Source organism: Ilumatobacter sp. (genome assembly GCF_030065885.1).
In the GTDB taxonomy this organism is placed as follows: domain Bacteria; phylum Actinomycetota; class Acidimicrobiia; order Acidimicrobiales; family Ilumatobacteraceae; genus Ilumatobacter.
In genome coordinates this window covers 1-22,811 of record NZ_JASJCS010000077.1, presented here as the reverse complement: position 1 = coordinate 22,811, position 22,811 = coordinate 1, and the positions used below count along the sequence as shown (strand labels likewise).

At 70.3% G+C, this 22,811-nt stretch carries 19 protein-coding genes and 3 tRNA genes; 16 read left to right on the top strand and 6 right to left on the bottom strand.

Going from position 1 to position 22,811, the window contains the following annotated elements; all coding sequences use genetic code 11:
* The 6 genes from QNJ12_RS15840 to QNJ12_RS15815 form a co-directional block, all read left to right on the top strand.
* Positions 1 to 258: hypothetical protein (locus QNJ12_RS15840; protein WP_300624003.1), on the top strand; the 258-nt coding region annotated here is incomplete at its 5' end.
* Positions 255 to 1,157, top strand: coding sequence for an FHA domain-containing protein (locus QNJ12_RS15835; RefSeq protein WP_300624001.1), 903 nt, complete (start codon positions 255 to 257; stop codon positions 1,155 to 1,157). The genes QNJ12_RS15840 and QNJ12_RS15835, both read left to right, overlap by 4 nt.
* Positions 1,154 to 1,972: a hypothetical protein gene (locus tag QNJ12_RS15830; RefSeq protein ID WP_300623999.1), complete on the top strand. Its 819-nt coding sequence runs from the start codon at positions 1,154 to 1,156 to the stop codon at positions 1,970 to 1,972. The genes QNJ12_RS15835 and QNJ12_RS15830 overlap by 4 nt, the downstream gene beginning before the upstream one ends.
* A 10-nt stretch (positions 1,973 to 1,982) precedes the next feature.
* A complete protein-coding gene (locus QNJ12_RS15825) occupies positions 1,983 to 6,311 on the top strand; it encodes an FtsK/SpoIIIE domain-containing protein (RefSeq protein ID WP_300623997.1) in 4,329 nt (1,442 codons plus the stop codon).
* A complete protein-coding gene (locus QNJ12_RS15820) occupies positions 6,308 to 8,014 on the top strand; it encodes a serine/threonine-protein kinase (RefSeq protein WP_300623995.1) in 1,707 nt (568 codons plus the stop codon). The genes QNJ12_RS15825 and QNJ12_RS15820 overlap by 4 nt, the downstream gene beginning before the upstream one ends.
* A gap of 315 nt (positions 8,015 to 8,329) precedes the next feature.
* Entirely contained in the window at positions 8,330 to 9,691 is a 1,362-nt protein-coding gene (locus QNJ12_RS15815) for a hypothetical protein (protein WP_300623993.1), read from the top strand.
* 305 nt (positions 9,692 to 9,996) lie between these two features.
* Here QNJ12_RS15815 and QNJ12_RS15810 read toward each other — a convergent pair.
* The 3 genes from QNJ12_RS15810 to QNJ12_RS15800 form a co-directional block, all read right to left on the bottom strand.
* Positions 9,997 to 10,072: transfer RNA gene (locus QNJ12_RS15810), tRNA-Phe, on the bottom strand.
* 63 nt (positions 10,073 to 10,135) lie between these two features.
* Positions 10,136 to 10,210 (bottom strand) — tRNA-Asp (locus QNJ12_RS15805).
* A 15-nt stretch (positions 10,211 to 10,225) separates the two neighbouring features.
* Positions 10,226 to 10,298 (bottom strand) — tRNA-Glu (locus tag QNJ12_RS15800).
* A 167-nt stretch (positions 10,299 to 10,465) separates the two neighbouring features.
* Here QNJ12_RS15800 and QNJ12_RS15795 point away from each other — a divergent pair.
* Both QNJ12_RS15795 and QNJ12_RS15790 read left to right on the top strand, forming a co-directional pair.
* Positions 10,466 to 11,101 carry a glycerol-3-phosphate acyltransferase gene (locus tag QNJ12_RS15795; protein ID WP_300623991.1) on the top strand — a complete coding sequence of 212 codons (636 nt, stop codon included), beginning with the start codon at positions 10,466 to 10,468 and terminating at the stop codon, positions 11,099 to 11,101.
* Positions 11,102 to 11,120: 19 nt separating this feature from the next.
* The gene (locus tag QNJ12_RS15790; protein WP_300623989.1) at positions 11,121 to 11,960 is read left to right on the top strand and encodes a DegV family protein; all 840 of its coding nucleotides are present in this window, start codon (positions 11,121 to 11,123) and stop codon (positions 11,958 to 11,960) included.
* A gap of 33 nt (positions 11,961 to 11,993) precedes the next feature.
* Here the strand turns inward: QNJ12_RS15790 and QNJ12_RS15785 are convergent, their stop codons facing one another.
* Both QNJ12_RS15785 and QNJ12_RS15780 read right to left on the bottom strand, forming a co-directional pair.
* Positions 11,994 to 12,482, bottom strand: a complete 489-nt coding sequence (locus QNJ12_RS15785; protein WP_300623987.1) for a GNAT family N-acetyltransferase — start codon at positions 12,480 to 12,482, stop codon at positions 11,994 to 11,996.
* Between the two features lie 61 nt (positions 12,483 to 12,543).
* Positions 12,544 to 13,377 (bottom strand): GNAT family N-acetyltransferase, encoded by an 834-nt coding sequence (locus QNJ12_RS15780; protein WP_300623985.1) that lies wholly within the window; start codon positions 13,375 to 13,377, stop codon positions 12,544 to 12,546.
* 134 nt (positions 13,378 to 13,511) lie between these two features.
* Here QNJ12_RS15780 and QNJ12_RS15775 point away from each other — a divergent pair, with 134 nt between their 5' ends.
* From QNJ12_RS15775 to QNJ12_RS15740, 8 genes are all read left to right on the top strand, one after another.
* On the top strand, positions 13,512 to 14,459 hold the full coding sequence (locus tag QNJ12_RS15775) for an ABC transporter ATP-binding protein (RefSeq protein WP_367281800.1): 948 nt from the start codon (positions 13,512 to 13,514) through the stop codon (positions 14,457 to 14,459).
* A 185-nt stretch (positions 14,460 to 14,644) separates the two neighbouring features.
* Positions 14,645 to 15,424 (top strand): ABC transporter permease, encoded by a 780-nt coding sequence (locus QNJ12_RS15770; RefSeq protein ID WP_300623982.1) that lies wholly within the window; start codon positions 14,645 to 14,647, stop codon positions 15,422 to 15,424.
* Entirely contained in the window at positions 15,421 to 16,233 is an 813-nt protein-coding gene (locus QNJ12_RS15765; RefSeq protein ID WP_300623980.1) for an ABC transporter permease, read from the top strand. Before QNJ12_RS15770 ends, QNJ12_RS15765 begins: the two co-directional genes overlap by 4 nt.
* Positions 16,234 to 16,538: 305 nt before the next feature.
* A complete protein-coding gene (gene msrA / locus QNJ12_RS15760; protein WP_300623978.1) occupies positions 16,539 to 17,231 on the top strand; it encodes a peptide-methionine (S)-S-oxide reductase MsrA in 693 nt (230 codons plus the stop codon).
* Between the two features lie 156 nt (positions 17,232 to 17,387).
* Positions 17,388 to 17,627, top strand: a complete 240-nt coding sequence (locus QNJ12_RS15755) for a YtxH domain-containing protein (RefSeq protein WP_300623976.1) — start codon at positions 17,388 to 17,390, stop codon at positions 17,625 to 17,627.
* Between the two features lie 393 nt (positions 17,628 to 18,020).
* Positions 18,021 to 18,416: a hypothetical protein gene (locus QNJ12_RS15750; protein WP_300623975.1), complete on the top strand. Its 396-nt coding sequence runs from the start codon at positions 18,021 to 18,023 to the stop codon at positions 18,414 to 18,416.
* Entirely contained in the window at positions 18,406 to 20,400 is a 1,995-nt protein-coding gene (locus QNJ12_RS15745; protein WP_300623974.1) for a VWA domain-containing protein, read from the top strand. The genes QNJ12_RS15750 and QNJ12_RS15745 overlap by 11 nt, the downstream gene beginning before the upstream one ends.
* Positions 20,397 to 22,592 (top strand): fibronectin type III domain-containing protein, encoded by a 2,196-nt coding sequence (locus tag QNJ12_RS15740; RefSeq protein ID WP_300623972.1) that lies wholly within the window; start codon positions 20,397 to 20,399, stop codon positions 22,590 to 22,592. Before QNJ12_RS15745 ends, QNJ12_RS15740 begins: the two co-directional genes overlap by 4 nt.
* On the opposite strand, the gene QNJ12_RS15735 is transcribed toward QNJ12_RS15740, so the two are convergent.
* A partial coding sequence (locus QNJ12_RS15735) for a hypothetical protein (RefSeq protein WP_300623970.1) occupies positions 22,589 to 22,811 on the bottom strand: 223 nt, incomplete at its 5' end. The two genes, QNJ12_RS15740 and QNJ12_RS15735, sit on opposite strands and share 4 nt — an antisense overlap.

The window sequence follows — 22,811 nt, the reverse complement described above, 5'->3', positions numbered from 1 at the left end:
CGCCACGTCGTCACCCGCGCGCTCGGCGCCGACGGGCCGGTGCAGCCCGACATCGTGCTGGTCGCGGGGCGGGCGCGACTGCTCCTGTGCTCCGACGGGTTGTGGGGCGAGCTCACCCCGCAGACCATCGGACGGGTGCTCGCAGGCCTGCCAGCGCCGGTCGACGCCGCGCGCCGCCTGCTCGATCTCGTGCTCGACGGCGCCGCTCCCGACAACGCGTCGGCGCTCGTCGTCGACGTCGGGGGAGCGGTCGCATGAGCCCGATCCGGTTCTCGCCAGGGCAGGGCGTGGCCGTCGCCGGGCCCGGCCACGTCGTGCTCGCCGACGCACCCAGCGGTCCGGTCTCGACGCACGACGTGTCCCGACTCGTCGAGCAGCATCCCGGCGCGATCGCCGCCCTGACCGTCGACCACGGCGGCGCGATGCTCAACGTCCGCGGCCCGCTCGAGGTCGTGCTCGACGGTGAACCGGTCGACGTGCCGGCCGGGGTCACCACCGAGGTCCGCCTCGACGGCGCTCGCTCGCTCGAGGTGGCCGTGCCGGGCGCCGCCCGCACGACGCACGACTTCACCGTGACCGAGGGCACGGTGCCCGCCGAGTCGATTCGGGTCGACCTGCGGCCGCGGTCGCTCGACGAGGCGCCGGCCGACCCGGTGTCGAGTCCACGTGGCGCGGTGCGGCCCGGCGTCCCGGCCGACGCGGGCGACGACACCGGGGACGATGCCGGCGACCCGTTCGACGCGATGTTCGGTCACACGATCGTTCGTGCGGTCGAGGATGCGGCGGTGCGCGACGAGCCGGCAGGCGCCGACCGTCGCGACCCGCTCGGGGTGCTGATCTTCTCGACCGGCGATCGGGTCGTGGTCGACCGCCCGCTCGTGCTGGGCCGCAACCCCCAGTCAGGAGACGCGCCACCCGACCCCGAGGCTCGCCTCGTCAAGGTGGCCGGCGCGGCGGTCTCGCGACGGCACGCGGCGGTTCGCCTCGACCACTGGCAGGCGTTCATCCACGACCTGGGCTCGGCGAACGGCACCCACGTCACGCTGCCGGGGCGGGCCCCGCAGCGGATCGAGCCGGGCGAGCCCGTCAGCCTCGTCCCGGGCGCCACCGTCGAGCTCGGCGGCGACGTCTCGTTCGTCGTGGAGGAAGTCGCGTGAGCGCCGTCCTGGAAGGATGGGAGACCATGACCGGCGGCACCGCTCCGACCACCGCGGCACACGGCGCGACGGGGCCGGTCGTCGAGTTCTGCGGCGAGCAGACGCCCGTCCGCCACGAACCGTTCACGATCGGCCGCGACGCCGACCTCGTGATCGAGGACGACAACCGGTTCCTGCATCGCCAGTTCCTCTCGCTGTCGTCACAACAGGGCATCTGGCTGCTCGCCAACGTCGGGGGTCAGCTCACCGCGACGGTCTCCGATCTCGACGGCCGGCTCGAGGCGTTCCTCGCTCCGGGCGCCGTGCTGCCCCTCGTGTTCCACGAGACGCTCGTCCGCTTCACCGCCGGGCCGACGACCTACGAGCTCACGATCAGGCTGGCGGACCCGTCGTTCATGACCAGCCAGATCGACGAGAACGAGAGCGGCGACACCACCATCGGCCGCGTCGTCATGACGCCCGACCAGATGCGGCTGATCCTGGCCCTGGCCGAGCCGGCGCTGCGCGGCGGTGGCCGTGCCGGCACGTCGTTGCCGTCGTCCAACGACGCCGCGCAGCGGCTGGGCTGGACGTCGACGAAGTTCAACCGCAAGCTCGACAACGTCTGCCAGAAGCTGGCCGCGCAGGGCGTGAGGGGGCTGCACGGCGAGCCCGGGAGACTGGCGTCCAACCGCCGCGCCCGGCTCGTCGAGTACGCCCTCGCGGTCCGGCTGATCACCCGCGACGACCTCGCACTCATCGACACGCCGGCCGCCGGCAGCGAGGCCGACGACTCGATCGACGACTCGATCGACGACGTCGACCGGCGCGGCTGACGGGGGTCTCGTGCACCTCAAGCTGCGCCTCGTCGTCGACGGCCACACCGACGACGTCGCGGTCGACGTCGACCCGCACGCGACGGTCGGTGAGCTGGCCGACCGCATCCGCTGCGGGTTGCCCGGCACCGGGTGGCCGCCCGGCTGCGCGCTCGGCCTCGTCGTCGAACCCGGATCCCACCTCCGCCGAGTCGTCGCACCCGACGTCACGATCGCCGCATCCGGTCTGCGGTCCGGTGTGTCGGTGGCACCGACGACCGCCCGGCTGACCGCGCCCGAGGCCGAGCCGGCGGCGACCCTCGTGGTCCACGAGGGGCCCGACGCACCAGCGAGCTTCCCGCTGGCGGCGGGTACCACGTCGATCGGTCGTGGCCGGCACGCCGATGTCCGACTCGGCGATCCCTTGGTCAGCAAGCGCCACGCGAGGGTGCTCGTCGCCGACTCGGTCGAGATCGTCGACGAGTCGTCGGCCAACGGGCTCGTCATGAGTGGTCGCACGATCGACCGCGCCGTGCTCCGTACCGGCGACCGGATCACGCTCGGCGACACCACCGTGTCGGTCACGACACACGCCAACGGCGCGCCGACCGAACACAACCAGATCGCGTTCAACCGCTCGCCGAGGCTCGACCCCCGACACGCCGGTGTCGAGCTCGTGGCGCCCGAGCCGCCGCAACCGCCGAGTCGGCAGCGCTTCCCGATCGTGTCGCTCCTGGCGCCGCTGATGATGGCCGGCATGATCTACGCGGTCACGCGGAGCACGCTGTCGATCCTGTTCGTCGCGCTCAGCCCGATCATGATGATCGGCGGCTGGTTCGAGAACCGGGTCGCGAACCGCAAGCAGCTCGAGCACGAGACGGCGCAGTTCCGCGCCTCGCTCGCCGACCTCGCCGCACAACTCGAGTACGCCCAGCAGCTCGAACGGACGGCCCGGCGACGCGAGCACCCGAGCGTCATCTCGGTGCTCGATGCCGTCGAGGTGCGGGCACCGCTGGTCTGGACCCGCCGGCCCGAACACGCGTCGTTCGGGCAGATCAGGCTCGGCCTCGGCACCCAACCCTCGCGGAACACCGTCGAGATGCCCACCACCAACAAGACGCTGCCGCACCTCTGGCGAGAGCTGAACGAGACCGTCGCCCGCTTCTCCCACCTGTCGGGCGTGCCGATCGTCGCCGATGTCGCCCGATGCGGCAACGTCGGCGTCGGCGGGCCCGACCATGCGGCCGCCCCGATCGTGCGGGGGCTGCTCGCCCAGTTCGTCGGACTCCACTCGCCGGCCGAGCTGGCGCTCGCGGCGATCGGTCCGGCCGACGGTTGGGACTGGATCAAGTGGCTGCCGCACACGGCGCCTGCCCGCCTCGCCACCAACGCCGCCGACGGCGTCAGGGTCGTCGCCGATCTCGAGGCCCTGATCGACGAGCGCTCCGGCCGCCGCCAGAGCGACGACACCCCGACCATCCCGACCGTGATCGCGTTCGTCCACGACGATGCTCCGGTCGACCGCGCCCGCCTCGTCCAGATCGCCGAGCGCGGACCGGCCGTCGGCGTCCATCTCGTGTGGTCGGCGCCGAGCGTCGAGCAGCTGCCCGCCGCCTGCCGGACCTTCGTCGAGGTCGACGCCAACACCGGAGCCGGCCGCGCCGGCTTCGTACAGGGGGGCGAGGCGGTGGTCGACCTCCGGCCCGAACCCGCCGGTCACGCGGCGATCGACCGATTGGCCCGCTCGCTGAGCCCGATGGTCGACGCCGGTGCGACCGTCGATGTCGAGTCCGAGCTCCCGCGGTCGGTCGCGCTCGTCGACATCACCGGTCACGAGCTCGCCACCGCCGTCGACGCGGTCACCGACCCGTGGCGTGAGAGCCGCTCGATCGCCGTGCCCGGCGCCCCGCCGCGGCGGCACGACCACGGCCTGCGGGCGATCGTCGGTCAGACCGCGGACGGTCCGCTGCACCTCGACCTGCGCGAGCACGGGCCACACGCGCTCGTCGGCGGCACCACCGGCTCGGGCAAGTCGGAGTTCCTCCAGAGCTGGTTGCTCGGCATGGCCGCCAACAACAGCCCCTCACGGGTCACGTTCCTGCTCGTCGACTACAAGGGCGGCGCGGCCTTCGCCGACTGCGTCCGGCTCCCTCACTGCGTCGGCCTGGTCACCGATCTCAGCCCGCACCTCGTGCGGCGGGCGTTGACGTCGCTCGACGCCGAGCTCCGGCACCGTGAGGAGCTGCTCCATCGCAAGCGGGCGAAGGACCTGCTCGAGCTCGAACGTCGCGACGACCCCGACTGCCCACCGAGCCTGGTCATCGTGGTCGACGAGTTCGCGGCGCTCGTCAACGAGGTACCCGAGTTCGTCGACGGCGTGGTCAACGTCGCCCAACGCGGCCGCTCGCTCGGCCTCCACCTGATCCTGGCGACGCAGCGCCCTGCCGGCGTCATCAAGGACAACCTGCGGGCGAACACCAACCTGCGGATCGCGTTGCGGATGGCCGACGAGGAGGACTCGGTCGACGTCATCGGGACCGATCAGGCCGCCTTGTTCGATCCGGCGATCCCCGGCCGGGCGATCGTCAAGAGCGGGCCGGGCCGGGTCACCCCGTTCCAGTCCGCCTACGTCGGCGGTCACAGCGCGGGCAATGTCGCCGCCAACCCGATCGCGATCGTCCCGCTGCGGATGGGTCCGAGCGAACCGTGGGAGCTCCCCGAACCCGAGCAGCCTCCGGCGACGCAGCTCGGCCCGACCGACATCAGGCGGATCGTCGCCAACATCAACGACGCGGCCGACTCGCTCGACCTCGCTGCGCCGCGGCGTCCCTGGCTGCCCGAGCTGGCCGAGTCGTACCGCCTCGAGGCGCTGCCGACCGAGCGCACCGACACCCGTCTCGTCTTCGGCGTCGTCGACGACCCCGACAGCCAGGCCCAGCCCGAGGTCGGCCTGCACCCCGACGCTGCCGGAAACCTGGCGGTGTTCGGCACCGGCGGCAGCGGCAAGAGCACGTTCCTGCGCTCGATCGCCGTCGCCGCCGGGTTCGCACCGGCGCGCGGCGGTCCGTGCTGGGTGTACGGCCTCGACTTCGGATCGCGGGGATTGCAGATGCTCGAGACGCTCCCGCACGTCGGCAGCGTCATCGCCGGCGACGACGCCGAACGCCTGCAACGTCTGCTGCGCCACCTGAAGGAGACCGTCGACGAGCGAGCGATCCGGTACGCGCGGTCGAACGCCGCGACGATCGACGAGTACCGGCGCCGCACCGGTGCGACCGACGAGCCACGCGTCATCGTGCTGGTCGACGGCGTCGGGACGTTCCGTTCCGAGTACGAGGGCGGCATGCTCAGCCGGTGGTGGGACATGTTCCAGACGCTCGCGGCCGACGGCCGCGGGGTGGGCGTCCACTTCGTCCTGTCGGCAGATCGGCCGACGGCGATCTCCTCGGCGTTGGCGTCGGCCGTCCAGCAGCAGCTCGTGCTCCGGCTCGCGAACGAGATGGACTACGCGCTGGTCGACGCGCCGGCCGACGCGTTCGGACCGCAGACACCTGCCGGTCGTGGCTTCGTCGACGGCCGGGAAACGCAGGTCGCCGTGATCGGTGGTGAACGCGACGTCGCCGAACAGGCCGCCGCGATCGATCGCCTCGCGGCGTCGATGCGGAAGGCGGGTGTCGTGGCGGCGCCGCCCATCGAGTCGTTGCCCGAACGAGTGGCGCTCTCGGTGTTGCCACCGACCGTCGACGGTGCACCGACGTTCGGGGTGTGGGACGAGACACTCGGGGCGATCGGCGTCGAGTCGACCCCGTCCTTCCTCGTCGCCGGCGCGCCGCAGAGCGGCACCAGCACGGCGGTCGCGACGCTGATCACGAGCATCGCGACGGCGCGACCCGAGACCGAGTTCGTCCTGCTCGGCCAACGTCGTTCGCCCCTCACGAACATCGTGACCTGGGCTGCGTTGGCCACCGGCGAGCTCGACATCGCGCAGCTCGCCGAGCGGCTCACCGAGCGGCTCGCGTCGGTCTCCGGTGAGCGGGTGGTGGTCGTCGTCGAGGCGATCGGCGAGCTGCTCAACACCGGCGCCGACCTGCCGCTCCAGGACCTCATCCGGGCGTGCCGCGACGCCGGAGCGTTCGTGATCGCGGAGGGTGAGACCGGCAGCCTCACCGGATCGTGGCCGCTGCTCCAGGCCATCAAGGTCAACCGCAGCGGCATCGTGCTGCAACCCGATCAGATCGACGGCGAGGCCCTCCTCAAGACGCCGTTCCCGCGGACGACGCGGGCCGAGTTCCCGGCCGGCCGCGGCTTGATGGTGCAAGGTGGGCGGGTGCGCAAGGTGCAGGTGGCATTGCCCGAATGATCGAGATCGCCGGCTATGCCGACATCGTGCAGATCGGACACGGCGGTCTGGGTGACGTCTACCGCGCGACCCGCAGGTCGACGGGCGGGACGGTGGCGATCAAGGTGCTGCGCGACGTCTCCGACGAGTCGGTCGCATGGCACCGCACGCGGCGCGAGCTCACGGCGCTCGTGGCCCTCGCCGGACACGCCAACGTCATCCAGCTGCTCGAGCTGCTCGAGCTCGAGCAGGGCCCGGCGCTCGTCATGGAGTACGCACCGGGCGGATCGATCGCCGATCTCGTGCGCCGCCGTGACGGCACCCTCTCGGTGGCCGAGACGGTGCTGGTCGGACGGCACACCGCGGCGGCGCTGGTCGCCGCTCACGAACAGGGCATCGTGCACCGCGACATCAAGCCGCAGAACCTCCTGATCGATGCGTACGGCCAGGTCAAGCTGTGCGACTTCGGGATCGCCGCCCTCACGCGGACCGACGACTTCCGGGCCCGCACGAGCGCGCTCTCGTTGCGATACGCGAGTCCCGAGGACCTCGACGACGAGATCGAGGTCGGCCCGCCATCCGACGTGTACTCGCTCGGCGCCACGCTGCTGCACCTCGCCCGCGGCGCGCCACCGACGCTGAAAGAGCGCCTCGCGCCGTGGGAGCCGCCTCCCTCGGACGACGCCGACCAGGCGGCACTCGATGCCGTGATCGCCGGGTGCCTGCAACCCGACGCCGCCGCCCGGCCCACGGCCGCCGCGCTGCTCGACGAGCTCGAGCGGCTCGGTTGGTCGGTCGACGAGCGCCAGCGGGCGCTGGCCTTCGACCCTCCCGACTCGGCGGGCGGCCTCGGCGGCGAGGGGTCCGCCGACGGGGATGTGCCGACCGACGAGCGAACGACGGCAGGTCGGGCCGGGTCGGCCGATGGCGCGTCCGAGCGAGCATCGACCGCCGGCGACCGACCTCTGGCGGGCGCTGCGGCGGCCGTGCCGGCCGAGGATCCGACGGTGCAGCGGCCCTGGCCCGCGGACCCCGACGACGCGACCGCGTCGCGACCCGCACCGCCGGCGCGGCCGACCAGGCGCCGTACCACGAGCCGCCGCCCCTGGATCGTGGTGGGAGGCCTGGTCGTCGCCGCTGCCGTCGCCGGCTTCGTGTTGTGGCCCAGCGGCGATGACGACGGACCGATCGCGGCCCCGACCGCCCCGGCGACGAGCTCGCCGGCGACGACCGCACCGACGACGACAACGGCGCCACCGACGACAACGGCACCGACGACGGAGCCGACGATCAGCACGGCGGCGACGATCAGCACGGCGCCGCCAGCCGGCGACACGTCGATCGAGCTGGTCGAGCGACCTGCCGAGCTCGTCGACGTCATGGAGCTCGAGTGGCCGCCGGGTGCGCTCGGGGAGTGCCTCGTCCAGGCCGATCTCGAGCTCGCGCCGGTCGACTGCGCAGAACCGCACGACCTGCAGCGCGTCGGTATCGGTGAGGTGGCCGAGGCCGACTTCGATCGCGACATCGTGCTCGACTCGGCCCGTTCGGCGTGCGCCGACGAGTTCGCCTCGTTCGTCGGGATCGAGGCCGCGGCGAGCCGGCTCGAGCTCGCCGTCACGATCCCGACGGCAGCAGCTTGGGGCGACGGCGACCGCGCGTACCGGTGCTACGCGTTCGTGCCTGGTCGCCGGGTGGTGGGCGACGTCGCCGACGCGGCGTTCTGACGGGTGTCGGTCCGCTCGGTCGTCGTGGTGAGTCGGCGCCGACGGGCGCGAGCTGATGCTGCGGGCCGGGTGGTGGGCGACGTCGCCGACGCGGCATTCTGACGGGTGTCGGTCCGCTCGGTCGTCGCGGTGGATCGGCGCCGACGGGCGCGAGCTGACGCTGTGTGCGCTGGGCCGAACGGCGGTCGGCGGTGCGGTTGACGCAGCGCGGTGAGCGGTGCTCCACGCTCGGCCCCGCGGGGAGTGCTCCCCATGGTGCGGGATCGGGGGCGTCCGTACGTTGGCAGCGTCAACCCACTCGAAGGAGCACGATCGATGTACGGAGCGGACGCCGACGCACTCAGCGACGCGGCTCACCGCTTCTCGGCATCCGCCGAGACGCTGGCGCACCGTCGTGCCGAGCTCGATGCCGCGTTCATGTCCGCCGGATGGTCCGGCCCCGACGCAGAGCTGGCTCGCGCCGACTGGCGTGCGACGTCGGCGCCGGCGCTGGGTCGCGTCAGCGTGTTCCTCGACCAGCTCGGGGCGCGACTGCAGGAGCATGCAGCCGAGCAGCGCGGGGCGAGCTCGGCGACGGCTGTGCTCGCCGGTGCCCCCGCAGCGGCCGGCCCGCCCGCCCGCTCGACCGGCGAGACGGACGAACGCGTCGTCGACGGGGCCGTCGATGGCGTCGTCGATGGTGTCGTCGATGCGGTGACCGGCGTGCTGGCCGGCATCGGCGATGCGCTCGACGAGGTGGTCGACGACGTGGTCGGCGGCTTCACCGACGTCCTTGCCGACGTGTTCGGTGGGTCCGACGCGCCGCCGGACTCGACACCGATCGCGGCGCCCGTCGACGGCCTGCGGCCCGAGCTGTTCGGTTCCCCGAGCGACGGGCGTGATGCGGTGCTCGCCGCGATGGAGGGGTTCGCGGACGGCGAGCGCATCGGTCGCGACGAGGTCGAGATCCGTGCGCTCGACAACGGCCGCTACGTGGTCGTGCTCCCCGGCGTGACCGACCTGTCCGAAGGCTTCGACCAGTTCATCGAGCGGGTCCGCGAGGACGGCCTGACCGGCGTGCCCGACGGCGCACGTGACACCTACGACGCGTGGGCCGACAACGACGAGGACACGGTCCGCAAGATGCGCTACGCGTTCGAGGCCGCGCTGCGCGACGACACGACGGTCAACGAGTACTCGACCACCGTGATCGACGCGATGGAGGCGGCCGGTGTGCCGGCCGGTGCCGACGTGATGATCGTCGGTCACAGCTTCGGCGCCTACACGGCGATGGACCTCGCGGCCGAGGCCTCGTTCAACGCTGCGCACGGTGACGCCACCGCACCGTTCCACCTCAACGTCACCCACGTCGTCGCCGCCGGCGCCGAGACCGACTGGCGTTTCGACGAGGTGCCGGCCGGCACGAACACCCTCGTGCTCAACAACCGGTTCGATGCCGTGTACCGCGCCGAGGATCTGCTCCACGACAACGAGTCGCCCGATCACGCCGGTCACGTCGAGGCGAACTTCTGGGGCGGCTTCGAGGGCTACGGCCACGACGAGCACAACTACATCGAGTGGCTCGACGAGTCACGCCGCCGCGACGACGTCAACGACTGGCTCGACGGTGTCGGCGAGCTGTATGCCAGCGGCGGCGTCAGGGTCAGTGTCCGGGTGCCCGACCCTGCGCTCGACTGATCCCGCCGGCTGCGAAGGTCGCCCGTCCAGGGCCCGCCGCGCCACCGGGGTGCTCCACCCGTTCCATTCTGCGGCAGTCGAACTCTGCGCAGTCGAAACTCTGCGGCAGTCGAGACGACCGATGCCGTCGCGGTTCCTGCCTCGAACGGTGGATCCGAGTTCTGCGTCAGTCGAGACGACGTCCTGATGTCGTTGTGGCTGCCACAGAATCCGACCGGTGACATGGGTCGGGTCACGTCGGGTGGTGGACGTCCACGGGACGAGCACGACGGCTCCGGCCACGGTGAGCACGGGCGTCTGTCGGCTGGTGGTCGAGACCGGCGTCGATCCGGTGACCCCGCGCTTTTCAGGCGCGTGCTCTGCCAACTGAGCTACTCGACCGTGCCGGCTCGCTGGTGTGACGAGCCGTTCTGTGGCGAAGGCCGCCTTGCGGCGGCCTCCGAGCGGTCCCGACGGGACTTGAACCCGCGACCTCCGGCTTGACAGGCCGGCGTGAACTCCAGACTTCACCACGGGACCTGGAGATATGTGTTGCACCCCCAACGGGATTCGAACCCGTGCCGCCACCTTGAAAGGGTGGTGTCCTAGGCCACTAGACGATGGGGGCAAGAGCCTCATCTCGTTGAGAGCGGTCGACAACCTAGCAGCACGGCCCGACGCTTCCACCACGGGTTGTCCGACCCGTCGAGCGGCTCCGAGATCACCCGCTCGCCTGGTCGTCGACGGCTTCCGGGCAGTCGCGGGACGTCGCCCCGACCCGGTACGGTCGGCCACGTGAGCATCCGCCGCGCCGTCTGGGCCGCAGGACTCGGTTACCTGCTGGGCACGGTGCCGACCGCCGACATCGTGGCGCGCCGGGTGTCGGGTGGTGCGGTCGACCTGCGGGCGAGCGGGAGCGGCAACCCGGGCAGTGCCAACGCGGCGAACGTGCTCGGCGCACGGGCCGGCGCCGAGGTCTTGGCCGGCGACGTCGGCAAGGGAACCGTGGCGTGCCTACTCGGTCGCGCCGCGGCGGGGCCGCTCGGCGCCCATGTCGCCGGCACGTCTGCGGTGGTCGGGCACTGCTATCCCGTCTGGACCGGCTTCCGTGGGGGGAAGGGTGTTGCGACCAGCGTCGGCCAGTGCCTCGCCACGTTTCCCGCCTACTTCCCGATCGATGCCGTGGTCGCGGTCGCGACGGCGGCCGTCCCGCGTTGGAAGCAGCGTGCGTTCGCGGCGACGGCGGTCTCGTCGGTGTGCTGGGTCGCCGGCGGCCTCGTCTGGTGGCGGCGCGGGTGGCCCAACCTGTGGGGGCCGCGCCCGACGGCGTCGTTGCCGCTCGCTGCGGCCGTCAGCAGTGCAGTGATCGCGCAGCGGTTCATCGCGGCCGGGCCGGTCGTCCCGGCGGGCGCGGCGCCGCCGGTCGGATGATCTGTCACGATCTCAGGTGATGACCCCGACGATCGGTGTGGTCACCGACTCCAACAGCCAGATCACGCGCGACCTCGTCGAGCGGTACGGCGTCGAGGTGGTGCCGATGACCGTGACGATCGACGGCATCGACTACGCCGAGGGCGTCGATCTCGACGCCGACGGCTTCTACGAGCACTTCTCCGAGGGCGTGCGCCCCGAGGTGTCGACGAGCCAGCCGCCACCCGGAGCGTTCATCGACGCATACCAGCGCCTGATCGAGCGCGGGTGCGACGAGATCGTCTCGATCCACATCGCCGAGGCGATGTCGGGCACGATCGGCAGCGCGACGCTCGCAGCCGAGGCCGTGTCGGCACCTGTCCACGTCGTCGACACCGGCAGCGCCAGCTACGGCGTCTCGGTGTGCGTGTGGGCGGCCGGGGCCGTGCTGGCGTCCGGTGGGCGCCCGGACGACGTCCGTCGGCGCATCGCCGACCTGATGCCCAGGATCGGCACCGCGTTCATGGTCGGCGTGCCGCACCTGACCGAGCGGGGCGGTCGGGCGGCCGATGTCGAGCTCGACGGCGACGGCATCCCGGTGCTCGCGATGTGCGACGGCAGTCTCGAGGTGCTCGAGCGCGTCTCCACCGTGGAGGACACCGTCGACGTCATGGCCGGCTACGTGGCGGGCTGGGGCGAACGAGTCACCGCGGCCATCGGGACGGCCGACGAGCCGAGCCGCAGGCTCACCGAGATGCTCGGCGCGGCTCTCGCAGCGGCGGCGAACGTCGACGACGTCGTCCACTACCGCGTCGGTCCGAGCGTCGGTGCGCACACCGGGCCCGGCACGTTCGGTCTGTTCGTGTTCCCGACGATCTGAGTCCCTGGCGGCGAGACGGTGCCGACGGCCGACTCAGAGCACCTTGGCCATCATCGACACCCGCGCGCCGTAGGGCGTCTCGCGCTGTTCGAGCTCGACGAATCCGAGCTTCGCATGGAACGACAGCGACGGGTCGTTGCGCGGTCGCACGTTGACCTCGAGCGTGAAGTGGGTCGCCGCGGGCCGTTCGGTCCGGGTGCGCCGCTCGACGGCGGCGTACAACGCTCGGCCGAAGCCGCGGCGCTGGTGCTGCGGCGCGAAGGCGACGCGGTCCAGGTACACGAAGTGCTCGTAGCGCTCGCCGAACCAGGCGTAGTTGCTCGAGCCGTAGTCGAGGCCGGGTTCGAGCACCAGCCCGAATCCAGCGACCTCGCCCGCGACCTCGGCGACGAGCGCGAACGTCGACATCGCTGCCAGCTCACCGAGCGCGGCCCGGCTGACCGCACCGACCGCCGGTGTCTCCGCCTCGTTGATCACATGGATCGCGGGCAGATCGCCGGGCCGGTACTCGCGGATGTCCACGTCGGCGACCATATCGGCGCCGATGGAACCGTCGCTCCGAGCCATCGCCCTTGCGCCCTGATCAGCCGGTGTGCCGGACCATCTCGACGGTGACATGCGACCGGACGAAACCGTGACGCAGGAGGTTCCGCTCCGATGCGCTGCCCGGCCGGGTGCTGGACGTCACGAGGTCGCAACCTGCGGCGTGGACCAGCCCGAGCCGGTGCCGGATCAACGCCGACTGCACGCCGCGCCGCCGCTCCGACGGGATGGTCGACATCCCACCCAGCGTCGCGACGCGGCCTCGGATCGTCGCGCTGGCGCAACCCAGCGGCCGCCCGTCGTCGGCCGATCGGGCGAGGACGAATCCAGCGCCGTCGATGATCGATGCGGCGCGGGCGTACGCGTCCGATGCCCTGCGGTCCGCCGGCTCGTCGTGACCCCACCCGGCTGCGGCGAGCTCCTGCCAGACAGCCAGCTGACCCTGGTCGGCTCGCTCGATGACGATCGAGCCGTCGTCCGGTCGCCGTTCGTCCTCGCCCGCGCCGTCGAAGGCTTCCGGTTCCACTCGCAAGGCCGCAACCCTTCGTTCCGGGCGGTAGCCGCGGCGGCGCAGCAGCTCCCGCGTCTGCTCGGTCGTCGCCGGGGTCACCTCGACGCAGGCCGGCACGCCGATCGTGGCGCATCGTCGCTCCAACTCGTCGAGGTCGGCGGCGCTCACCGGTCGGTCGATGCCGGCCGCGATCACCCGGTTGACGAAGAGCCCGGGACCGGACAACACCGCACGCCCACCGGCGAGCTCGAACCACTGGCTGCCCCACGACGAGTCGTGTGCATCGATGACCTCGGCGAATGCGACAGCGTGGTCCGCCGACCATCGCTCGATCCGCGCGATCCGTCCCACCGCCTCACTCACCGCTCCAGTCTGGCGTTCCGTGACGGCGGTAACCCCTTGACTTCACGTCGGCTTGAACCCGTACCGTGGTGCGGGTGACCCCCCGCACGAGGACCGACGAGGACGGACGCGATTCGGCGTTGCCGGAGGTCGCCGTGCAGACCGCGGCGACGGGCACGGACCTCCCGTTGATCTCGGCGCGCTCGCTCGTGAAGCGCTTCGGCGACTTCGTCGCCGTCGACGGCATCGACGTCGAGGTCCACCGGGGGGAGTCGTTCGGCTTTCTCGGCCCGAACGGCGCCGGCAAGTCGTCGACGATGCGGATGATCGGCTGCGTGTCACCGGTCACCGACGGCGAGCTCAACATCTTCGGCCTCGACCCGGCGACCGACGGCAAGCAGATCCGGGCCCGGATGGGTGTCGTGCCCCAGCTCGATCAGCTCGACGAGCAGCTGACGGTGATCGACAACCTGATCCTCTACGGCCGCTACTTCGACATCCCGCGGGCCGAGTGCAAGCGTCGTGCGGCCGAGCTGCTCGAGTTCGTGCAGCTGACCGAACGCGCGGGCAGCAAGATCGAGCCGCTCTCCGGTGGCATGAAGCGGCGGGTGACCATCGCGCGATCGCTCATCAACGAGCCCGAGCTGATGTTGCTCGACGAACCGACCACCGGCCTCGACCCCCAGGCGAGGCACGTGCTGTGGGACCGCCTCTACCGACTCAAGCAGCGCGGCGTGACGCTCGTGCTGACGACCCACTACATGGACGAGGCCGAGCAGCTGTGCGACCGGCTCGTCGTGATGGATCAGGGCCGCATCGTCGCGCACGGTTCGCCGCGCGAGCTGATCGAGACCCACTCGACCCGCGAGGTGCTCGAACTGCGCTACGCGGCGGGTACCAACGAAGAACGCGCCGACGAGGTGGCCGGCATCGGAGACCGCCAAGAGGTCCTGCCCGACCGTGTGTTGATCTACGCCCACGACGGCGAGGCGGCGCTCGGCGAGGTGCATCGGCGTGGCAGCGTGCCGGTCTCTGCGCTGGTGCGCCGCAGCTCCCTCGAGGACGTCTTCCTCCGCCTGACGGGCCGCACGCTGGTCGACTGACATGAACGGGTTCCAGCTCACGGTGAAGCCGCTCGCTTCCTCCTGTCGTGCTCGTCGTCGCTGCTGCGCTTCGATGCTCGCCCATCGCGGTTCGTCGGTGGAGGGTCGGACATGAGCGGGTGCGCCGGAGGCGCCCGGGTGTCTTCGGCAGCGTGGAGGGAGCGCAGCGACCGCAGGAGGTCGAGGTGACCATCGCCGCCGTGCGGGCGTGGGAGAGCCACTTCACGCTGTACCGGACGATCTGGAAGTCGAACCTGCTCGGTGCCTTCGTGCAGCCACTCCTGTACCTGCTCGGCATGGGCCTCGGCGTCGGCGCGCTGGTCGATCGCGGCGATGATGCCGACCGCCTGCTCGACGGGCTGACCTACTTCGAGTTCCTCGCACCCGGGTTGCTGGCGACCACGGCGATGATGGTGTGCACGAACGAGGCGCTCTGGCCCGTGATGGGTGGCTTCAAGTGGATGCGCGGTTTCCACGCCCAGGCGGCATCGCCGCTCAGCCCCGGGCAGGTCGCCGCGGGCGTTGCCCTGTGGCACGCGACCAAGGCGGTGATCTCGGTCGCCGGCGTGGCTGCGGTGCTGGTGCTGTTCGAGGGCACCCGATCGTTCGGGCTCCTGCTGGCCGTCGTCTTCGGCGCGCTGACCGGCGTGGCCTTCGCCGCGCCGGCGACGGCGTGGTCGGCGAGTCGCGAGGTCGACTACTCGTTCCCGACGATCCTCCGGTTCGTCATCATGCCGCTGTTCCTGTTCGGCGGTGCGTTCTACCCGATCGAGCAGCTGCCCGATTGGATGGAGCCGATCGCCAAGGTCACGCCGCTCTGGCACGGCGTCGAGCTGTGCCGCGGCGCCGTGCACGATCGGCTCGAGTGGGGTTCGGCCCTGGTCCACGTCGCGTTCCTCGTCTCGCTGGCGGCGATCGGGTGGATCCTGGCGCGCCGCTCGTTCGGGCGGAGGCTGCACCTGTGAGCCTGTTGGCCGAGCTGCCGCTGCGCATCGTGCCACCGCAGGTGGTGCAGGCGCGGCGGCCCCAGCGGCTGCTCGAGCGGCAGTGGATCGTCAACCGGGCCGGCGGCTGGCACATCCTGGTGACCGGCTTCTTCGAGCCGCTCTTCTACCTGATGTCGATCCGGATCGGGTTCGGCGCGCTGGTCGGCGACGTCGAGGACGGCGGGCGCCTGGTCCCGTACGCCGAGTTCGTCGCGCCGGCGCTGCTGGCCGCGTCGGCCATGAACGGGGCGCTGTACGAGTCGACGATGAACGTGTTCTTCAAGATGAAGTACGACAAGGTGTACGACGCCGCGCTCGCGACGCCGCTGACGTCAGGGGACGTCGCGCTCGGCGAGATCCTCTACGCGACGCTCCGCGGCGCGCTCTACTCGGCCGCCTTCCTGCTGACGATGTGGGCGCTCGGGATGACCAGCTCGATGTGGGCGCTCGGCATGCTGCCCGTGGCGGCGCTCATCTCGTTCGCGTTCAGCTCGGTCGGCATGGCGGCGACCACCTACATGCGGTCGTGGGCCGACTTCGAGTACGTGCCCTCGATCATGTTGCCGATGTTCCTGTTCTCGGCGACGTTCTACCCGCTGTCGAGCTACGGCGACTGGGCGTGGCTCGCCCAGATCAGCCCGCTCTACCACGGCGTCGCGATGTGCCGATCGCTGAACATCGGTGAGTGGTCGTGGGCGTTCGCCGGCCACCTCACGGTGTTGGTGGCGATGGCGCTCATCGGTGTGTCGCTGACGGCGCGCCGCATCGAACGTCTTCTCCTGCCCTGACGCAGCCTCGGCCGGTCGCGCCGCCGCCCCGCCCCACTTCGTGGCAGTCGACACGACGTCCCAGGTCGCGAACGCTGCCCCAGAGGCGCCCTCCGAAGTTCGTGGCAGTCACGAGGTTCTGTGGCAGCCACGCGACATCCGACGTCGTGTCGACTGCCACAGGATCACGAGATCGGCTTCGTGGCAGCCACGACGACCTCCGATGTCGTGTCGACTGCCGCAACGTCCGGTGAGGTGGTCGCACCGACCCGGGCGAGCAGCCCGCCCGAGGCGACCGGCGCCGGCCTGGGGCGTAGCCTGAGGAGATGCTGTTCCGGAAGAAGACCGAGATGATCGAGGCTGCCGACGCGTTGCCCGGGCGTGACACTGCGGTCGCCGTCGCCGACGAGCACGTGGTGCTCGGCACCTCGATCACGCCGCCGTTCCCCGACGGCACCGAGACGATCTACCTCGCGATGGGATGCTTCTGGGGTGCCGAGCGGATCTTCTGGCAGATCCCGGGTGTGCACACGACTGCCGTCGGCTACATGGGCGGTTGGACGACCAACCCCACCTACGAAGAGACCTGCACGGCGCAGACGGGTCACACCGAGACCGCGATGGTGGTGTTCGACCCGGCGAAGGTGTCGGTCGACGTGCTCCTCAAGGCGTTCTGGGAGAACCACGATCCGACCACCCCGAACCGCCAGGGCAACGACGTCGGCACGCAGTACCGCTCGGCGATCTTCGCCACGACGCCCGCACAACTCGCGGCGGCCGATGCCTCACGCGATCGGTACCAGGCGGCGCTCACCGCAGCCGGTTACGGCACGATCAGCACCCAGATCGCCGCCGCCGAACACGCGGGGGACGGCGTCTTCTACTACGCCGAGGACTACCACCAGGGCTACCTCCACAAGCACCCGGGTGGCTACTGCAACCACGGCTTCTGCCAGGTCGGCTACGACCTGGAGGCGCACGGTCAGGACGCAGCGCGGGCGGTGCTGCCCGAGTCCTGACCCGGTCCCCGGCCCGTCACCGCAGGGCCCATCCTCCCAGCGTGATCATGGTCGCTCCCGTCGCGCTCGCACTACACTGTGGCGGTTCGAAGCCCGGGGTGCCGTGGCTGCGATCTCAACGACTACACGAGGGAGGGCCACACGATGGCCGGTTTGATGGACAGGATCAAGGGCATGTTCGGCGGTGCCAAGGACCAGGCAGCCGACGCCGGCGAGGGCGGCGGTGGCGCCATGGACAAGCTGAAGGACACCGCCGGCGACGTCAAGGACAAGGTCGACGACCTCGTCGAGAAGGCCGGCGACAAGGTGCCCGACGCGGTGAAGGAGACCTACGACAAGGTGTCCGACAAGGTCGAGGACATCATCCCCGGCGACAAGGACGACGACGGCCACTGAGCCCACTCCACAACTGAAGACTCGACGAACGGGCCGCCCTTCGGGGCGGTCCGTTTCGCGTACCAGCGGGGCCGGGCGACGCCTCACCCATGACCTGCGGCCTTGTCTTCAAGTTCCGCCTGCATGACGCCGATATCAGTGCGAGCACGGCGAATCCCCGCCGTGTCCGGCGACACGAGACCACAGATGACAGGCACCACCCAGCGACCGAACGTGATTCTTGATCGATCTTTGACTGGCTTCTCGAGCCGCGCGACCGCACACTGTCAATCCCATCACGAGCGACCGCACGCTCACTTGCTGACTCCGGAGGCGGGATTCATGGAGACAAGTGACCTCGCGTCGTCGCGACACCGACACGGTGCCGACGCGGGCTTCAGTGTGGTCGAAGCCGTGATCACGATCGTCCTCACCGGGCTCGTGGTCGTGGGCCTGATGGCTGGGATTCGCACACTGATCGTGTCCTCCTCCGTCGTCTACAACTCGGCGCAGCTCGAGACCGTGCTGGTCAACGCCGCCGACCGCATCGAGCGCGCCCCGCAGCTCTGCGAGTACGAGGACTACGTCGATGCCGCAGCACTGGCCAACGGCTGGCCGGCATCGACCACGACCGCCTCCGTCGAACGACTGAAGGACGTCACGACTGGGAACCCAGCCACCGACTGGGAGGACCAGCCATGCCCGGACGACGTTCAACCCTTTGACGTACAACGACTCGTGATCACTGCCACCACCCCCGATGGCGAGATCACCCGAACCATGTTGGTGATTAAGAGCGATGCAGAATAATCCCCCCTCCCGTGGTGTCCGCGACAGCGGCATGACCCTCCCCGAGTTGCTCATCGCGATGTCGGTGATGGGCATCATCGCCTCGGTGCTCGCGACGTCGATCATCGTCACGTTGCGCCAGGCCGACTCGACCGAGGGCCGCGTCAACGTGGCACGAGCCGAGCAGACCATCGACACCTGGCTGCCCACCGACCTGGCCTCGACCGACGTCACCAACGTCACGCTGCCCGCGGTCGACACCGACCCGGCGGCCATGCCGTGCACCACGACCTGCGGCACGATCGACTTCAGCGGCGCCAACGCCCTGCAGCTCGCCTGGACGAACAAGGAGCCGGGCACCCCGCCGGTCGAGGTCATCACCCGCGTGCAGTACCAGTACATCAAGGTCGACGACGAGTGGCAGATCCAGCGCATCGAGTGCGTCGGCAACCAGCCGTGCACCATGAACGTGATGCTCCACGACCTCAAGGCGCCCGCCGACGAGGCGACGTTCAACCCCGACTTCGACAAGCCGGTGTGGGTCATGGACGTGGCCGTCCCCGAGAACCCGACCCAGCTCGACCTCTCCGACAACGCCCGCCGTGTGGTCGTCACCATCGACGGTGGCGGCGGCAGCGAGGGCGCCGGCGGCGGTGTCAACACCGTCAGCCTCACCGCCGGCGGCTCGATCACCGAGGAGATCGACGCCGACCAGTTCAACGTGCCGTCGTTCGTCCGTGCGAAGTCCCGCTGCGGTGGTCCGGTCACGCTGATCATCGACGACTCGGGCTCGATCGGTCAGACCAACGTCGACAACGTCGTGCGGCCCGGCGCCGAGGCGTTCATCGAAGCCTTCCGTGGCACCCCGACCCGGATCCAGGTCATCCAGTTCTCGTCGAACGCCAAGGCGATCGGCCCGATCACCGACGACCCGACCGGCTGGCACCGCTACGCCGACATGACCAACGACACCGAGGTCGACGCGCTGAAGGCGTCGCTGAGCGCGCTCGACGCCGACGGTGGCACCAACTGGGAGGAGGCGTTCTTCCACACCTTCAAGAAGAGTGACGGCACGAACGCCGACACGCTCCCGAACCGTGTCGTGTTCTTCACCGACGGCGTGCCGACGGTGAACCGCACCACCGTGTACACCGGCTACGACTTCATCGAGGGCGACCTCGTCCACTACAACGACGGCCCCTACGTCAACTTCCCCGCCTTCACCGGCAACACGCTCCACCAGGAGTCGTTCGACCGGGCCGACGTGATCCTCGATGAGCATCGCGGCACCGACTTGATCTTCGTGGGCGTCGGCGGCGACCTCGAGCAGAACGGCAACTGGATCTACAACCCGGCGGCCTACACCGACCGCTACGCCTACCCGTCGAGCGCGACCAACAAGAAGGGCAAGGACGTCATCGCCTACCTCCTGGCGAACGGCCCGGCGGGTCACGTGCCGGCGACCGACAACGGTCTGTCGCCCAACGACCCGAACTACGCCTACACGAACCCCGAGACGGCCGACTACTACCTCCAGAGCGGCTTCAGCCAGACGGCGTTCGCCGCAGCGATGAAGGCCGCAGCGCTCAAGGACTGCGGCGGCACGCTGACACTCCAGACGAAGTACAAGGGTGGTCCGAACGACGGCATGAACGTCACCACCGACGAGTTCGTGTTCGAGAACACCGAGTACCGCGACGATGCGGTGCCGACGCCCAACGTCGTGTCGACCGAGCCACGTCGGGTGACGACGTCGGCGCTGTTCCGCACCGGCACGTTCGACTTCGAGATCTCGGGCGGTGCGACCTACTTCAGTGCCGACATCGTGCCGCAGGAGCTCCAGACCCTCGACGGCTACACCTTCCAGGGCTGGACGTGCCGGGCCGGGTCCGACCCGAAGATGACGACGAAGATCGAGATCACCGATTCGACGTGGGAAGGCTTCACCGTGGACGTCAAGGCCAATGAGGCGGTGTCGTGCGTGCTCGAGGTGAGCCAGCCATGAGCGGGCGTCGCGACCGCGACCAGGGATCCATCATGGTCCTGGTCCTGGTGCTGATGGTGCTCGGTTCGCTGGTCATCGTGCCGACGATCGTCTACACCACCACGGTGCTGAGGGCCGGCTCGGTCCAGGTCGACAAGTCTCGCTCGGTCCAGCTGTCGCGCGGCGGCACCTGGGTGGCGCTCACCGACTCGGCAGGGCTGTACGACGACTGCGGCGTCACGCCGATCCTCAGCTCGATCGAGGACGTCACGATCACCTGCCAGGTGTTGGCCGACGAACGTCTGCGCAAGCCCGAGGACGTGCCGTATCACGTGGCGGGCGTCCAGGCCGACACGGCACTGCCGCCGGCGTTCGTCTCGGGCAACGAGTATCCGAGCCCGAACAACACGGCCGTCCCGGGCGACTACGACGCCTGGCTCGACCCGAACCCCGACGTCGACTGGACGATCGACTCGACGGAGGACAAGGTGTGGCTGCCGCAGCTCCCGGTGCAGGCCACCAGCTCGGCCGGCAACCGCGACACCCAGCTCAGCTTCGATCCGACCTGCCGGATCTTCTTCCCGGGGACGTTCGACACCCCGATCACGATCGATGGACCGACGTACTTCACGTCCGGCGTCTACTACTTCACCGAGCCGATCACGCTCGAGAACGGCGCCGACGTCGTCGTCGGCAACGGGCTCGAAGCCGGTTGCACCGACGACTTCGAGGCGATCGCCCTCGCCAACTCGGTGCCCGACCCGCTCAACATGAGCGGCCTCGGCGGCACGATGGTGCTCGGCGGCAACGCCCGGATCATCGTCGACGACTCCGGCTCCGGCGACATCCGCTTCGCCATCAATCAGCGCTACGTGGCGACCGGCGAGACCAGCGTCGCCGCCTCCTCGAGCGTGTCGATCGTGTCGGTCAACGGGACCCACGAACCCCTGCAGCCGCTCGAGACGCTCGGTGACGACCTCGACGTCGACGGCGTGATCAAGGTGCCGGCGTCGACCGTCGGCACCGACGGCGACCCGTTGGCGGCGCAGTCCGACTACGAACCGTCGATCCACACGTCCAAGCCCGAGGCGCCCGACGCCCCGACGAACGTGCAGATCGAGGACTGGCAGCTGCAGTACGTGTATCCGAACGACTCCGTCGCCGACGGCATGCTGACGGTCACCTGGGACGTCCCGGACGAGAACGGCTCGATCATCACCGAGTACGTGGCGACCGAGTCGTTCAGCGGCAACACGTGCTCGGCCACGATCCCGCTGCTCCCCGAGACGATCCTGCAGCCCTCCTGCACGATCTTCGGCATCCCGCACATGAGCTCCACGCAGCGCACCTCCGTCACCGTCGAGGCCAAGAACGACTACGGCTGGTCCGACCCGTCGGACCCGTCGGCCGAGGTTCGCGTCGACCTCAGGGGGAACGCGCCCCACAAGCAGGAGGAAGAGATCGGCCTCCCGACCGAACCGCAGAACGTCGCTGTGGGTGCGGCCTACTCGGACGGCCTCGAGATCGTCTGGGACCCGCCGGTCGACACCGGCGGGAGCGCGATCACGCACTACCACGTCACGGCGGTCGACACGGTCACGAGTGCCGTCCTCTACTGCGACGGCTGGTGGGACGAGACGAGCTGCATCCTGCAGACCTCCGACGGGCTGACCGATGGTGCCAGCTACGACGTCACGGTCGAGGCCGTGGTCGAGTGGGGTGGCTCGGAGTACCCGGGTGCGCCCGCCCAGATCGACTTCGATCTCACCGACAACGCACTGCCGGTGCCCCCGAACATCGAACCCGACCCGGTCGTGTTCACCCTCGGCACGTCGCCGCAGCCGATCGAGGTGCCGATCTACCCGGGGCCACGCGTGCCCGAACCGATCCTCGACTTCTCGACGGTCGGGTCCGACACGGTCGACATCTCGATCGCCGGCTACATCGCCGTCCCGCAGGGACACATCCACCTCGACACGGTCGATCCGACCTCGAAGTCGTTGTCGCTGGTGGGCGGCGTCGTCGCAGCGCAGTTCCGCGTCGACACCGGCGTCCTGCCGGCCAGCATCGACGTCGAGTTCGACAACCCGATCGCGCAGAAGCGGATCAAGATCCGCAGCGAGTACGACGGCGACTACGAGGCCGTCTCCGAGACCGTCGTGCAGGTCAACCGCTCCGGCTCGATCGGCATCAACTCCTGGGTCGTCCGCTAGTCACGAGATTGGGTCGCCCCGCCCATCGGCTGGGCTCCCTGGCACATCTCGTCACGAGTGCCGCGCCCGCCAACGTTGCCCTGTTCGGGGGTCGGACGCACCGCCGGCGTCGTTCCGGCTTCCTCGAGAGTGCGCACGGCAAGGCCGCCGGCACTTCCTTCGTCGCCGCGCCTTGCCAGCGGCACGTTCGACTCGGCGCGCAACAGCGCAAACGTTGCC